The organism is Parafannyhessea umbonata (genome assembly GCF_900105025.1).
GTDB classification, from domain to species: Bacteria; Actinomycetota; Coriobacteriia; order Coriobacteriales; family Atopobiaceae; genus Parafannyhessea; species Parafannyhessea umbonata.
In genome coordinates, this window is record NZ_LT629759.1 from 2,077,696 (window position 1) to 2,092,765 (window position 15,070).

The 15,070-nt window shown below is 62.3% G+C and carries 10 protein-coding genes and 4 tRNA genes; 13 read left to right on the forward strand and 1 reads right to left on the reverse strand.

The window, feature by feature from the left end; genetic code table 11:
• The first annotated feature begins 8 nt into the window (after positions 1-8).
• The gene (gene gyrA / locus BLT96_RS09325; protein ID WP_419185594.1) at positions 9-2,825 is read left to right on the forward strand and encodes a DNA gyrase subunit A; all 2,817 of its coding nucleotides are present in this window, start codon (positions 9-11) and stop codon (positions 2,823-2,825) included.
• Between the two features lie 184 nt (positions 2,826-3,009).
• Here the strand turns inward: gyrA and BLT96_RS09330 are convergent, their stop codons facing one another.
• Complete coding sequence (locus BLT96_RS09330) at positions 3,010-3,513, reverse strand: bifunctional nuclease domain-containing protein (RefSeq protein ID WP_172825024.1); 504 nt, start codon at positions 3,511-3,513, stop codon at positions 3,010-3,012.
• 230 nt (positions 3,514-3,743) lie between these two features.
• Here BLT96_RS09330 and BLT96_RS09335 point away from each other — a divergent pair.
• The 12 genes from BLT96_RS09335 to BLT96_RS09390 all read left to right on the forward strand — a co-directional run bounded on the left by BLT96_RS09335 (position 3,744) and on the right by BLT96_RS09390 (position 15,065).
• Positions 3,744-3,820: transfer RNA gene (locus tag BLT96_RS09335), tRNA-Ile, on the forward strand.
• 60 nt (positions 3,821-3,880) lie between these two features.
• Positions 3,881-3,956 (forward strand) — tRNA-Ala (locus BLT96_RS09340).
• Positions 3,957-4,506: 550 nt separating this feature from the next.
• Positions 4,507-4,581: transfer RNA gene (locus BLT96_RS09345), tRNA-Gly, on the forward strand.
• 130 nt (positions 4,582-4,711) lie between these two features.
• Positions 4,712-5,983, forward strand: a complete 1,272-nt coding sequence (locus BLT96_RS09350) for an aminopeptidase (RefSeq protein ID WP_090863786.1) — start codon at positions 4,712-4,714, stop codon at positions 5,981-5,983.
• A gap of 38 nt (positions 5,984-6,021) precedes the next feature.
• Positions 6,022-6,097 (forward strand) — tRNA-Lys (locus BLT96_RS09355).
• 681 nt (positions 6,098-6,778) lie between these two features.
• Entirely contained in the window at positions 6,779-8,041 is a 1,263-nt protein-coding gene (locus BLT96_RS09360) for an argininosuccinate synthase (RefSeq protein WP_090864330.1), read from the forward strand.
• A gap of 36 nt (positions 8,042-8,077) precedes the next feature.
• Positions 8,078-9,475 carry an argininosuccinate lyase gene (gene argH / locus BLT96_RS09365; RefSeq protein ID WP_090863788.1) on the forward strand — a complete coding sequence of 466 codons (1,398 nt, stop codon included), beginning with the start codon at positions 8,078-8,080 and terminating at the stop codon, positions 9,473-9,475.
• Positions 9,476-9,618: 143 nt separating this feature from the next.
• The gene (gene purB / locus BLT96_RS09370; RefSeq protein ID WP_090863790.1) at positions 9,619-10,971 is read left to right on the forward strand and encodes an adenylosuccinate lyase; all 1,353 of its coding nucleotides are present in this window, start codon (positions 9,619-9,621) and stop codon (positions 10,969-10,971) included.
• A gap of 183 nt (positions 10,972-11,154) precedes the next feature.
• A complete protein-coding gene (locus BLT96_RS09375) occupies positions 11,155-11,430 on the forward strand; it encodes a TIGR03905 family TSCPD domain-containing protein (protein ID WP_090847054.1) in 276 nt (91 codons plus the stop codon).
• 7 nt (positions 11,431-11,437) lie between these two features.
• Positions 11,438-12,673: a Tat pathway signal protein gene (locus BLT96_RS09380; protein ID WP_090863792.1), complete on the forward strand. Its 1,236-nt coding sequence runs from the start codon at positions 11,438-11,440 to the stop codon at positions 12,671-12,673.
• A 105-nt stretch (positions 12,674-12,778) separates the two neighbouring features.
• Entirely contained in the window at positions 12,779-13,501 is a 723-nt protein-coding gene (locus tag BLT96_RS09385; RefSeq protein WP_090847058.1) for a response regulator transcription factor, read from the forward strand.
• Between the two features lie 163 nt (positions 13,502-13,664).
• Positions 13,665-15,065: an ATP-binding protein gene (locus BLT96_RS09390; RefSeq protein WP_090864332.1), complete on the forward strand. Its 1,401-nt coding sequence runs from the start codon at positions 13,665-13,667 to the stop codon at positions 15,063-15,065.
• The last annotated feature ends 5 nt before the right edge of the window (positions 15,066-15,070 follow it).

Sequence of the window (15,070 nt, forward strand, 5' to 3'; positions counted from 1 at the left end):
CACGATAAGTGGCAGATAACAGCAACAGCAACGACGGCCTGGGACAGGGCGGCGACAACGACGTCACCCTGCCCGAGGACCTGCAGCGCCTGCTGGACAGGGCGGAGTCGGACGACTCCGACGCGCCGGTGTACGACCCGGACGCGGAGGACGAGGCCGGAATGGACGACGGCGACCCTGACGAGGATGACGACGTCGAGGACGACGACTCCGACGACCAGCTGCAGATGGGCGATGACAACCGCGGCGCCGGCGACGGCGTGGACGTGCATGGCGGACGCCTGCAGTTCCACGAGTTCGGCCACGAGATGGAGCAGTCGTTCATCGAGTACTCCATGTCGGTCATTACGGCCCGCGCGCTCCCGGATGTGCGCGACGGCCTGAAGCCCGTCCACAGGCGCATCCTGTACGCCATGAACGAGGCGGGCATCTTCCCGAACAAGCCTCACAAGAAGTCGGCGTGGACCGTTGGCGAAGTCATCGGCAAGTATCACCCGCACGGTGACTCCGCCGTGTACGACGCCATGGTCCGCCTGGCACAGTGGTTCAGCATGCGCGTGCCGCTGGTGGACGGCCACGGAAACTTTGGCAACATCGACGGCGACGGCGCCGCGGCAATGCGTTACACCGAGGCGCGCCTTGCCCGTCCGGCTATGGAGCTCTTGCGCGACCTGAACAAGGACACGGTCGACTGGCAGCCAAACTACGACGAGTCGCTGCAGGAGCCCGTGGTCCTGCCGGCACGCTTCCCGAACCTGCTGGTCAACGGCTCGCAGGGCATCGCAGTTGGCATGGCGACGAACATCCCTCCGCATAACCTGCGCGAGACGATCAACGCCGTCTGCATGCTGATCGACAACCCGGATGCCACGGTCGATGAGCTCATGACCGTCATGCCGGGCCCCGACTTCCCGACCGGCGGCCTCATCATGGGCTCCGAGGGCATCAAGCAGGCGTACGAGACCGGCCGCGGCATCATCACCATCCGCGCGAAGGCGCACGTGGAATCCACGAAGGGCGGCCGCAACAAGCTCGTCTTCACCGAGTTCCCGTACGGCGTGAACAAGGGCACCCTGCAGGAGAAGATTGCAGCCCTGGTAAACGAGAAGCGCATCGACGGCATCACCGACATGCGCGACGAGTCCAACCGCAAGGGCCTGCGCCTTGTCCTCATGCTGAAGCAGGGTACGGTCCCCGAGGTCGTTCTCAACAACCTGTACAAGTACTCCGCGCTGCAGAGTTCCTTTGGCATCATCGACCTCGCGCTGGTCGACGGCGTGCCCAGGACGCTCACGCTTCGCGAGATGCTCCAGTACTACATCGACCACCAGGTCGACGTGGTCACCCGTCGCACGAAGTTCGACCTTGCGAAGGCGCGCGCCCGTGCGCACATCCTCGAGGGCCTGCTGCTTGCGCTCGACCACATCGACGAGGTCATCACCATCATCCGTTCCAGCCGCACGGACACGGAGGCGTCCGAGAGGCTCATCAACAGGTTTGGGTTCACCAAGGTCCAGACGACGGCAATCCTCGAGATGCGCCTGCGCCGCCTGACCGGCCTGGAGCGCGATAAGATTCAGGACGAGCTCGACGGCCTGCGCAAGGCCATCGAGTACTACGAGGGGCTCCTTGCGGACCAGAGGAAGATCCTCGAGGTCATCAAGACCGAGATGCAGGAGATTGCCCAGAAGTTTGGCGACAAGCGCCGCACGAAGATCTCTGACGCGCCCGTGGACCTCGACGTAGAGGACCTCATCGCCGAGGAGGACATGGTCGTTACCTTCACGCACTCCGGCTACGTCAAGCGCCTGCCCGTGGCGACGTACCGTTCCCAGAAGCGCGGCGGCAAGGGCGTCCAGGGTCTCTCGCTTAAGGACAACGACTTCGTCGAGGACCTGTTTGTGGCGTCCACCCACGACTACGTGCTGTTCTTCACGAACAAGGGCAAGGTGTACCGCCTGAAGGTGCACGAGCTGCCGCTGGGCAGCCGTCATGCCAGGGGCTCCGCGCTGGTGAACGTGCTGCCGCTTGAGGAGGGCGAGCACCCGACGGCCGTCATTACCACGAGGGAGTTCCCCGCGGACGAGTACCTGCTGTTTGCCACGCGCGGTGGCATGATCAAGAAGACCGCCATGAGCGACTACGACAAGAGTCGCCGCGATGGCATCATCGCGATCAACCTGAAGAAGGGTGACGAGCTGGTCAACGTGAGGAGGGTCAAGCCGGGCGAGAAGGTCATCCTGTGCTCTGACCTGGGTAAGGCCATCCTGTTTGACGAGGCCGAGATTCGCCCGACTGGCCGTGACACCTCTGGCGTCCGAGGCATCACCCTGAAGGACGATGCGAAGATGCTGGGCATGGAGATTACGAACGGCAACGGCGACCTGCTGGTGATCACGGATCGCGGTTACGGCAAGCGCACGCCCGTGTCTGAGTACCCGGAGCACAAGCGCGGAGGCCAGGGTGTGGCCACCATCGCGATGACCGCGAAGAAGGGCAACCTGGTTGCGTGCCGCGTTGTCGGTCCTCAGCACGAGCTGATGATCGTGTCCGAGGAGGGCGTCGTGATTCGCGTGAAGTCGAGCGACATCTCGAGGCTCGGCCGCGCGACCCAGGGCGTGAAGATCATGAACCTGGGCGAGAGCGACAAGATCAGCGCCGTTGCCAGGATGGTTGCGCACAAGAAGAAGGCCGCAAAGGCGAACCCGATGCAGGGCTCCCTCGACCTTGCGGCCGCTGGTGCCAAGGAGGCCGACGACGAGGACCCCGTCGACATCGGTGGCGAGGAGGAGCTGGACGACACGCTGATCGAGGGTGACGAGTAGCAGGTCCGCAACCTCCACGAAAGGCTGGCGCAAGAAAGGCGCCCGGGCGAGAAGAGCTGATCTTCTCGCCCGGGCGTTTTGTCATGTCATGGTGTCATACATGCGCGTGCCGAAGGGCTTCTATGGCGTCTTGACGCTCTTCGCTGCGCTTTGTGCGGCAGTGTGACTTGTTATTTGGCCGGGTTTAGTGTGCGGCGTTGAAATCGTCCGGGGAGAGGCCCTCCACGAAGGCGTGGAACTTCTCGAGCTCTTGCTTCTCCTCGTCCTTCTCGACCGCCGCGAAGTCCGGAAGCGTCGCGGCCTCGAGCACGGACTCCTCTGCAAACAGCGGCGCGTCGACGCGAACGGCGAGCGCGATGGCATCCGACGGGCGAGCGTCCACTTGGATGGAGCGGCCGGAATTGGTCCTGAGAGCCACCTGGGCGAAGAACGTGGTTCCTTCCACGTCTGATATGACAACGTGAGAGACCTTCGCTCCCAGAGCCTCGATGGTCGAGGCCAAAAGATCGTGTGTCATGGGTCGTCCGCCGTGGGCGCCGTCGACTCCCATGGAGATTGCGGTTGCCTCGACCGCGCCGATGCGAATGGGGAGCTGCGTGAAGCTGCCATCCGCGTTGGGCTTCCTGGTCCTGAGTACGATGAGGGACGCGACGGGACCTCCGCCGACCACCACCGTCTGGATGTCCATTCTTACCAAGTGAATCCACCTCTCTTTAGCGTGGATATCTTACCCACAATAAGAAGGGGTGCAAGCACTATTTGGCAAACACCAGATATACACTGCCGTGCCCGACCGTTCCGCGCCTCACTTGAATCGCCGTGCAGAACGAACGAAATGTGGAGGAAAAGAGAAGGAAAAGAAATCTGGGATTGCGGTTGACCTAGGTACCGATGCTGAGTAATATTACTTCTCGCGTTGGGCCCGTAGCTCAGTTGGTCAGAGCGTCCGGCTGATAACCGGGAGGTCACAAGTTCGAACCTTGTCGGGCCCACCACTTTTTCTTGAGAATAATCGCCCCAGCGCTAGCCGAGTCGCCGCTGGGGCGATTATTATCGGGGACGTAGCTCAGCTGGGAGAGCGCGGGCTTTGCAAGCCTGAGGTCGTGGGTTCGATCCCCATCGTCTCCACCATGTATATGAAGCCGCGGGCATTGTCCCGCGGTTTTTTATTAGACGTGTGTCCCGGTTGCCTACATTACGGGTGTCCTTTCCATTGTGGTGCGATGGGTTGTCTACAGCGCACGTTGAGCACCTCCCAAAAGTCCTGCATGTCCTGCGGCAAGCGGAATGCCGCCCCTTATGGGGTCGCCGCCGCGAAGCAGGCAGCGACCCCGCTTGTTGCTCGAGTCATGCTGCGTTGGCCCTTCGGTATCCGACCCTTCAGCGGGCGGACGTAACGCGCGTGTGACCATATGATTCACCTTCCTATGATGCTCTGCGTGGATGGAAAGCGTAGCAAAGGGCTCTTGCGGATGGCTTGCATGCGTCTTGCAGATAACTTTGCGCAGGTAGTCGATATCGTGATGGGCGAGGATTGCGTAGATGGTAAGGAGATGCCTGCTAGCCACGTGGGCACGTTCTTCTCGCTCGCCGCACCGTGCGGTACTTTGCGGCTTGTATCGAAGGAATTGCGGCTGCGCGCCCCGTCGCGGGCAAGCTGTGTTAGAATGCTCAAACAGACGCGGGCATCGCCAAGTGGTAAGGCAATGGCTTCCCAAGCCATCATCCGCGGGTTCGAATCCCGTTGCCCGCTCCATGGATGTCAGACGGGCCCTTCGGGGCCCGTATTTGTTTACGGTCTGCCGCCCGGCTGGGCCAGACCTTGCGGGCGTCTTCCGCCTGCGCCGCAAAACCACAAGAGAAGAGGTGCGAACGTGAGCAAAGGAATGACCTGCGAGGAGTGCACGCTGGCCATAGAGGGCCTGAGCGCCCAGATTGACAAGTATGCGGAGCTGCTTGTGCGCAAGGGGCTTTGCGTGCGAGAAGGGCAGGAGGTCGTGGTACAGGCCCCCGTGGAGTGCGCTGACTTTGCCAGGCGCGTGGTGCGCCTGGCGTATCGCGAGGGTGCCGGTCACGTGACCGTGATTTGGAGCGACGACGTGATGACGCGCCTGGAGTACGAGAACGTCCCTCTGGAGCGCTTCAAGCATACGCCCACCTGGAAGGTGGAGCAGCTGAACTCCCTTGCCGAGGCGGGAGCGTGCTTCCTGTTTATCGAGGGCAGCGACCCGTCCGCGCTTGACGGCATCGATCCCGCGAAGCCGGCGGCCGCGGCGCACGCGCGCAACACGGAGTGCCTGTCGTTCAGGAACGGCATGGACTTTGGCAAGAACGTCTGGTGCATTGCCGGCGCGCCCGTCGAGGCGTGGGCGCAGAAGGTCTTTCCCGATTGCGCGCCGTACGAGGCGGTCTATCGCCTGTGGCTTGCGATCCTGAAGGTCGCCCGCGCGGACGGCCTTGATCCGCAGCTTGACTGGGAGACCCATAACGCGACGTTCGAGAAGAACAAGGGCTTCCTGAACGATATGGCCTTTGACCACCTGCACTACACCTCGAAGAACGGGACCGACCTCACGATTGGCCTGAACGCGAAAGGCATCTGGGAGGGTGGCGCCGGGCGCACCGTGGACGGCACCGTGTTCTTCCCCAACATCCCGACCGAGGAGGTCTTCACCACGCCCGCCCGCACGCGCGTGGACGGCATCGTGTACTCTGCAATGCCTTTGGTGCACGCCGGACAGATCGTGGACGACTTCTGGCTGAGGTTCGAGGGCGGCAAGGTCGTGGAGTACGACGCCGCGCGCGGGCGAGAAGTGCTGCGCCACATTATCGAGACCGATGAGAACGCCGCGTACCTTGGCGAGTGCGCGCTCATATCGAAGCGCACGCCCATCAGACAGTCTGGCCTGCTGTTTTTTGACACCCTGTACGACGAGAACGCCAGCTGTCACCTTGCGCTGGGAACCGGATTCCCGGAGTGCCTGGAGGGCGGCCTGGACATGGACAAGGACGCTCTGCTCGCGAACGGTGTGAACCAGTCCGCCACGCACGTGGACTTCATGATTGGCTCCGACGACCTCAACATCACGGGAGTGAAGTCGTCTGGCGAGGAGGTTTCCGTGTTTTGCAACGGTGCCTGGGCCTGGGAGAGCGAATAGCTGCCTAACGTGATATGATTTCCCGTACGAACACATGAGGGTCGTTAGCTCAGTTGGTAGAGCAGGGGACTTTTAATCCCAAGGTCGTGGGTTCGAGACCCACACGACCCACCACTAAGAACAAGCCCTACACCTGCGAAAATGCGGTGTAGGGCTCTTTTTGTACCTGGCGTTGGCAGAGGGCGGCGGTTTGGCTAACAGGCGTTTCTCGCCTAGGCGGACGCCTCTCTGTTTTGAAGCCCTGGTGCAATCTTTTACATGCAATGATTTGAATAACGATGAGAGCGCCCTTCTGGTGGAGCGTGTGATGCGTGGCTCTTATGGGAAGCGGGTACCCTATGGGCGCGTTTTTGCACGTATCTTGCGTGACAAGCTCGTTCGTGGCAAACGTTATGGAGTTGTGTGGACATTGTTACGAACGTGTCTCGAACCACGATTCTGGGTTGAGCGGCGCGATTTTGACGCTAAAGTCTTTCACCAACACACGCCGCGCTGCAATGGATGCAGCACAACGCATGAAGGAGGGGTTTTATATGGCATTCGCGTTCAACATGATCAACTCCCTCCGACGCCAGGACCGACGTTCCACGCTGCGACGCCAGCGCGCGCTCACTTCGGTCCTAGGGGCATAGCTCAACAAGCCTAAAACTGGACAGTGTAGACGCCTGGCAGAGCCGGGCGTTTTTTGTACCTACGCAACGGTGCAAACAACCGGGGCATGGCCCCGTGGGCATAGCTATCGAAAAATTGGCACATCACACGGTTAATCGCACAGAGGAAGCAGGGGTGTTGAAGATGGCAGCAGAGAAGAACAAGGAAAAGGTCGTCCTGGCGTATTCGGGTGGTCTGGATACCTCCGTCATGGTGAAGTGGCTGCAGCTCGAGAAGAACCTCGACGTCGTCGCGATCTGCGGCAACGTTGGCCAGGACGCACAGGACCTCACCTGGATCGAGAAGAAGGCCCTGGGCATGGGTGCCGTGTACTCCAAGGCGCTTGACATGCGCTCTGAGTACGCCGAGGACTTCCTGACGAAGGCCATCGCGGCAAACGGCATGTACGAGGACACGTATCCGCTGCTATCCGCCCTGTCTCGTCCCCTGATCGTGAAGCACCTGGTGGACATTGCGCACGAGACCGGCGCATCCTACATCTGTCACGGCTGCACCGGCAAGGGCAACGACCAGGTGCGCTTTGAGTCCAGCATCCACGCCCTCGACCCCGAGCTCAAGATCCTGGCGCCCGTGCGCGAGTGGGACCTCCACACCCGCGAGGACGAGATGGAGTGGGCGAAGCAGCACGGCGTGCCCGTTCCCACCACCGCGGCGAAGCCGTACTCCCTGGACGAGAACCTCTGGGGTCGCGCGATCGAGTGCGGCGCCCTTGAGGACCCGTGGAAGGAGGCGCCGGCGGACATCTACACCCTGACGGCCGACCCGATGAGCGCCCCCGACGAGCCCGAGGAGGTTGTCCTTGGCTTCGAGCAGGGCAAGCCGGTCTCGCTGAACGGCAAGAAGATGGACCTGCTGAGCTTGATCATCAAGATGAACAAGATTGCGGGCAAGCACGGCTACGGACGTCTGGACATGATCGAGGACCGTGTGGTGGGCATCAAGAGCCACGAGGTATACGAGTGTCCCGGCTCGCTTGCGATCATCAACATGCACAAGGCCTTGGAGACCATGTGCCTGGATGGCGCGACCCTGCAGTACAAGCACATGATCGACCAGCAGTGGGCGACCACCGTCTACAACGGACTCTGGTACTCTCAGCTGAAGCAGGCCCTGGACGCGTTCTGCGCGGACACCCAGAAGTTCGTGACCGGTCAGGTCAAGGCGAAGTTCTACAAGGGAAGCATGACCGTGACCGGCCGCAAGAGCGCGTACTCGCTGTACGACTACAGCCTGGCGACGTATGGCGAGGGCGACACCTTTGACCGTAGCGCCTCCAAGGGCTTCATCGAGCTGCACACGCTCGCTGCGACCACGTGGTCCAAGACGCAGGGGCCCGCCGCGGAGTACGAGCTGCAGAAGCAGAGCGAGAACGTCCACGTGGCGTAGGGTCGCCGGCGCAGGAAAACGAGAGATTGGATAGGGATGGCACTTTGGTCAGGCCGCTTTGAGCAGGGAGTGAGCGAGTTCACGCAGGAGTTTGGCGCGTCGCTCGAGGACGACAAGAGCATGTACGCGCAAGACATCGCCGGATCCATCGCGCACGCGAAGATGCTTGCCCGACAAGGTGTCATCCCTCAGGAGGACGCGGAGAAGATCGAGGCCGGCCTGCTGAAGATTAAGGGCCAGATTGACGCCGGCACGTTTGAGTGGGACGTGAACGACGAGGACATCCACATGGCCGTGGAGGGCGCCCTCATTCGCGACATTGGTGCGCCGGGCGCGCGCCTGCACACCGGGCGCTCCCGCAACGACCAGGTGGCGACGGACATCAGACTCCTTGCGAAGGACATGCTGCGCGAGCTTGCGAAAGAGAACTGCAAGCTGAGGAAGACCCTGCTTTCGGCGGCCGAGAAGAACTTCGACGTGGTGATGCCGGGCTATACGCACATGCAGCATGCGCAGCCCGTGCTCTTCTCGCATCATCTTCTGGCGTACTTTTGGATGTTCACGCGCGACCTGAAGAGGATCGCGTTTGCCTTTGAGGATGCGGACGCGAACCCCTTGGGCTCGGCTGCGCTTGCGGGCACGACATACCCGCTGGACCGCTTCTATACCACAGAGCTCCTGGGCTTCGACCACCCCATCCCAAACTCGATGGATGCGGTATCCGATCGCGACTACCTGCTCGACCTGCTGTTTGCCTGCAGCGTGAGCATGATGCACCTCTCGCGCCTGTGCGAGGAGATCATCACGTGGTCCACCACGGAGTTTGGCTTCGTCACGCTGAGCGACGAGTACTCCACGGGGTCCTCCATCATGCCGCAGAAGAAGAACCCCGACTTTGCCGAGCTTACGCGCGGCAAGTCTGGGCGCGTTGTTGGCAACCTGGTGGCGCTCCTGGTGACGATGAAGGGGCTGCCGCTTGCGTACAACAAGGACCTGCAGGAGTGCAAGCAGGGGGCCATTGACTCGGCGAAGACCCTGCGCGACTGCATGACCTGCATGGAGGGCATGATCGACACCTGGACCGTACATGCGGACCGGATGCTCGACGAGGCGAAGGCGGGCTTTACGGCCGCGACGGACGTGGCAGACTACCTTGCCAAGAAGGGCATGCCGTTCCGCCGCGCCCACGAGGTAGTGGGCGAGCTGGTGCTGTACTGCGAGAAGCACGGCAAGGGCCTGGAGGACCTGACCCTGGCGGAGTTTCAGGCGGCGAGCGACCTGTTTGGGGAGGACGTCGCGCAGGACCTGGACCCCGCGGGCATTGCCCGCGCACGCAACACCTATGGCGGCACCGGGCACGACGCCGTGCGCGTGCAGCTGGGCGAGGCAAAGGCGCGCCTGCAGTCCGACGAGGCCATGGTGGAGGGCATGTAGCTCTTCTCGCATGGGTAAACTTGCACGTTTCTTGCATGACGGTCTTCTGAGCTTGGGTCGCAGCCGGCCCAGGCTCTTTTTTGCGCGGTAGAATCTTGCGTGTAGGAGCGTCACCAACCTGTTGCCATACGGAGGGAACCCGCATGATTGATCGCTACACTCGTCCCGAGATGGGAAACATCTTCGAGCTCGAGCACAAGTACGAGGTCTGGCAGGAGATCGAGGTCCTGGCGTGCGAGGCTCACGCGGAGCTGGGCGAGAGCGGCATCACCAAGGAGGAGGCCAAGTGGATTCGCGACCACGCGAAGTTCAACAAGGCCGAGGTGGACGAGATCGAGGCCGTTACCAACCACGACGTGATCGCGTTCCTGACGAACATGGGCTCCTATATCGACGCGGACGTGCCCGAGGGCGAGCCGAAGCCCAGCCGTTGGGTCCACTACGGCATGACCAGCTCTGACCTGGGCGACACGGCCCTGTGCTACCAGCTGTGCGAGGCAACGGACATCCTTATCGAGGACTGCCGCAAGCTGGGGGAGATCTGCAAGCGCCGCGCGTTTGAGGAGAAGGACACGCTCTGCGTGGGCCGCACGCACGGCATCCATGCCGAGCCCATGACGTTTGGCATGAAGTTTGGCAGCTGGGCGTGGGAGCTGAAGCGCGACCTCGACAGGCTGAAAGACGCCCGCAAGAACGTGTCGTTTGGCGCAATCTCTGGCGCGGTGGGAACGTACAGCTCCATTGACCCGCGCGTGGAGGAATACGTCTGCAAGCACCTGGGCCTGGTGCACGACCCGCTGTCCACGCAGGTCATCAGCCGCGACCACCACGCGTACCTCGCCGGTGTGCTTGCGACGACGGCCGCCACGTGCGAGCGCATCGCGACCGAGATCAGGAACCTGCAGCGCACGGACACCCTCGAGGCCGAGGAGCCGTTCCGCAAGGGTCAGAAGGGCTCCAGCGCCATGCCGCACAAGCGCAACCCCATCACCGTCGAGAAGGTATGCGGCCTTTCTCGCGTGGTGAAGGCAAACGCGCAGGTTGCCTTCGACAACGTGGCGCTGTGGCACGAGCGCGACATCAGCCACTCCTCCGCGGAGCGCGTGGCGCAGGCGGACAGCTTCATCGCGCTCGACCACATGTTCCAGTGCCTCATCCGCATCGTGGACGGCCTGCAGCTGTATCCCGCGCAGATGATGGCCAACCTCAACAAGACCAGAGGGCTGATCTTCTCGTCCAAGGTCCTTCTGCACCTGGTGGACACCGGCATCACGCGCGAGGACGCCTACAAGATCGTGCAGGAAAACGCCATGGCCACGTGGCACGAGATTCAGCAGTGCGACCCCAACGGCACCACGTTCCGTGCGAAGTTGGAGGCAGACCCGCGCTGTAGCCACCTGACGAAGGAGGAGCTGGACCAGATCTTCGACCCGTGGAGCTTCCTCGGCCGCATCGACGTGGTGTTTGACAGGCTTGAGCAGCTGAGCTTCGAGTAGCCCCTGAGCGTCCGGCACCAGCTCGTTCTCGCGCCGCACGGCGCGCAGCGGGCTGCCGTACGAAAGACAAATGCAAGAACGCCTAGGCGAGAAGACCCGCGACACCAGCCGCGGGTCTTCCTGTGTATGGCGGCCGTGTGCCGCTTGTGCTGGGTATACTTGTGTCCGACAGAGAGGACGGGAATGTTTCACTACGACTTTGTGCCGCGCGGCGTGTGCTCGCGTGCCATCCACCTGGACCTGAGCGATGACGGACGGACCATCGAGGGCGTGAGCTTCGAGGGCGGCTGCGACGGCAACCTGAAGGCCGTCGGCAAGCTGGTGGAGGGTAGGCCCGTGGCGGACGTGGTGGAGCTTCTTGCGGGTAACACCTGTGGCATGCGCCGCACCTCGTGCGCGGACCAGATGACCATTGCCCTGTGCGAGGCTCAGCGCGAGCTTGCGCACGCGCGAGGCTAGTCGAGCCATGTCGGCCGGAGGCGTGAGGCGCGCGCTCACCAGGCGCGGACTCTTCAAGGCGGGTGCGGCCACGGGCGTGGCGGCAGCCGCCATTGGCGTCATGGCGGGCTGCGGGCGCAACACGAAGGACGACGACACCGCCCCGACCGTGGTGAACGACAAGTCCGCGGACTACGTGATCGACCCAAAGACAAACGAGAGCAAGTACAAGTCCGTGGACTTCAAGAAGGAGCCCGTTGCGACGTGGACGATTCCCGTGGGCAACGTGCTGCATCCCGGCGGCGAGACGTGGATTCCCGTCACCTCTGCAGGCAGCTCGGCAACGCCTATGGTGAAGGGCTCCGCGCTTGACATCACGAGCGGAACGCTTTGCGAGGTCGTGAGCAAGACCCACACGTCGCACAACACGAACATGGTGATATACGACGTGCGATGCTCGGACAGCGTCTATGCATGGAGCGAGTTGGACCTGCTCACGCACAAGTGGTACCTGTATGCCGCGGCGTTCTCTGGCGGTGCCCTCGCGGGCGACGTGTCCACGCTCTGGCACGCGAGCAAGGACTACGATCCACCGTTGTTTGCCGTTGCGGGAAAGCGCGTGATTTGGCAGGTCATGCCCTCGACAACGGGCACAAAGGCCGCAAAGAGCTCTTCCTGCTACGTGTGGTCCCTGGGCGATTCCAAGGCGCGGCGTGCCATAGAGTCGCCGGGTCGCTTTGCGACGGAGCCGGCGGTGTCCGACGGCACCGTGACGCTCACACCGCGCGTGCGTGCGGACAAGGGCACGTTTTATGGCATAACCTCGTACAAGCTGAGCGATGACCTATCCGAGCAGGTGGACCAGCTCGTGCTGCCGGCGGGCGTGAAGCCGCTCAATGCGGTGAGCATTGACGACCGCTTTGCGTTCTCCATCGAGGCAAGCTACAGCTCCGGCGGCCTGCTGGGGACCATGGGATCCTACATCGGCAAGCCGGAAGGGCCGTTCGTGGCGCTTTCCCGCGAGCCGTTTGCGCCAATCTGCGGCAAGGATGGCACCTACATCGTGAAGAGTCGCGCGTCGTACTTCGTGATCGATACAGACAAGAGGAAGTACTCCGTGCTGGCGGCGCAAAACCGCTGCGTGGATTACGGGGAGTATCCGGCCTGCGTGGGCTCCACGTCGCAGTTCGTGACCTTCTCGACCATCAAGAACCAGGACACCGGCTACCCCGAATCCGTATCGATCCGAGTATTTTCTCTCTAGTTCCCGCTTTGAGGTGCTCCGTTCTGGAGTATCATTAGTCTGAATCACAAAAAAGGCGCACAATGCACATAACAGCCCCTAGGCAGTAAATGGAGGAGGCCATCTATGGCTTCGGACGAGAAACGCATCCTATTGGTCGAGGACGAGAAGACCATCCGCGACGCCGTCGCGGCATACCTTGAGCGCGAGAACTACATCGTGCGCGGCGTAGGCGACGGCCAGAGCGCCCTGGAGGAGTTCGAGAAGCACTCCTTCGACCTCATCATTCTGGACCTCATGCTCCCGAAGCTCTCTGGCGAGCGCGTATGCCGTGCCATCAGGGAGACCTCTAACGTCCCCATCATCATGCTGACCGCGAAGGGCGAGGTCGAGGACCGCATCATCGGCCTTGAGCTTGGTGCCGACGACTACCTGATCAAGCCCTTCTCGCCCCGCGAGCTCGTGGCACGCGTCCGCGCGCTGCTGCGCCGCGCCCACGCGGAGAGCGAGCCCCAGCTTGAGGTGCTGGACTTTGGCGACCTCGTCATCGACATCTCTGGCCACAAGGTCATGGTCGAGGGCAAGGAGGTTGACCTCACCGCATCCGAGTTTAAGCTGCTCACGACCCTCGCGCGCTACCCGGGCCGCGTCTACACGCGCATGGAGCTGGTCGAGAAGGTCCTGGGCTACGATTTCGAGGGCTACGAGCGTACGATAGACTCCCACGTGAAGAACCTCCGCGCCAAGCTGGGCGACGACCCCCGCAACCCGCGTTGGCTCTACACGGTGCACGGCGTTGGCTACCGCTTCGAGGCGCCTCAGAAGCCCGAGAAGAAGAGTGCGGAATAGCGCCGCAGGCAGGTAAGCGACAAACGTGGCAGACATAGACGCAACCAGGTCATACGACGAGCGTGAGGACGCGGGCGAGAAGAGCGACAGCACGAAGGCCGAGTACTCAACCTTGAAGCGCGCGACGCGCGTTGCCAACCCGACCACGTCCTTCACGAGTCGCATGGCTTTTTTCTTCGCACTGACCGCCGTGATGACGGCAGCCATACTCTCCATCGTGCTTGCGGTGGTGTGGGAGCAGCAGTTCCAGGGCTACACCCGGCAGAACATGCAGCGCCTTGCCCAGCAGACCGCCGACACCCTTGGCACGCAGTACGACAAGGGCGGGGACCGCTGGACCTCGAGCGTCATCGAGTACGCGAAGACCTCGATTTCCGCGTACCCGGACATCAGCATGCAGATACTTGATGCCAACGATGCCCTGGTGTACGACGAGACCGCCGCAAACCGCGCCGCTTCCGGCAAGATGTCCCACGACGCCAAACAGAACCCCGTGCCGTCATCGGCAAACGACATCGTATCGGCCGAGGTGACCGACAGCACGGGCAGGAAGGTAGGCACCGTTCGGCTTTGGGCGTTTGGGTCGGAGGCGCTTATCACGAAGTCCGACGCAGCCTTCAGGCAGAACTCGTACACCGCAATCCTGACGGCCGCGGCCGTCGCGATATTCCTGGCGAGCATCATTGGCTACTGCACCTCTCGCGCCCTGACGCGGCCCATCAAGAAGATAACCGTCACCGCGACGCAGATTAGGAACGGCGACCTGACGGCGCGGACGGGGCTCAAGGGCACGGACGAGATAGGCCAGCTGGGCGAGACGTTCGATGGCATGGCGACGGAGCTGGAGCGCGATATCAAGTTCGAGCACCGCCTGACTAGCGATGTGGCGCACGAGCTGCGCACGCCGCTCATGGCGATGCAGGCGACGGTCGAGGCCATGCAGGACGGGGTGCTACCGGCAGACGACGAGCACCTTGAGACGGTCGCCAGCGAGGTGAGGCGTCTTTCTCGCCTGGTTGATGCGATGCTGCACCTTTCTCGCGTGGAGAACAACGAGAAGTTCAAGATTGAGAAGACCGACATGGTCTTTGTGCTCAAGAGCCTGGTGACGATGCAGCAGCAGCTGTTTGCGGAATGCGACCTACGGCTGCGCTTTGACGACAAGACGCCGAACCACGAGCTCTATGCGGACGTGAACCCCGACCTCATTCGCGAGGCCATCACGAACCTCATGTCCAACGCCATGCGCTACACGCCCGCGGGAGGCTGGGTCGTGGTTAGCATTGGCTACGAGGGCCGCAGCTACATGCAGGTATCCGTAAGGGATACGGGCATAGGCATCGCCAAGGAGGACATCCCGAGGGTGTTCTCGCGCTTTTGGCGCTCAGACGCAAGCCGCGAGCGGGTCTCCGGCGGCCTTGGCGTGGGCCTAGCGCTCACGAAGGAGATCGTCGACAAGCACAACGGCAGCATCTCCGTGGAGTCCGAGCTTGGGAAGGGCACGACGTTCACGTTGCACATACCGCTTGAGCACAAGGCGGGCGGCTCTTCTCGCGAGGAATAGCTCTG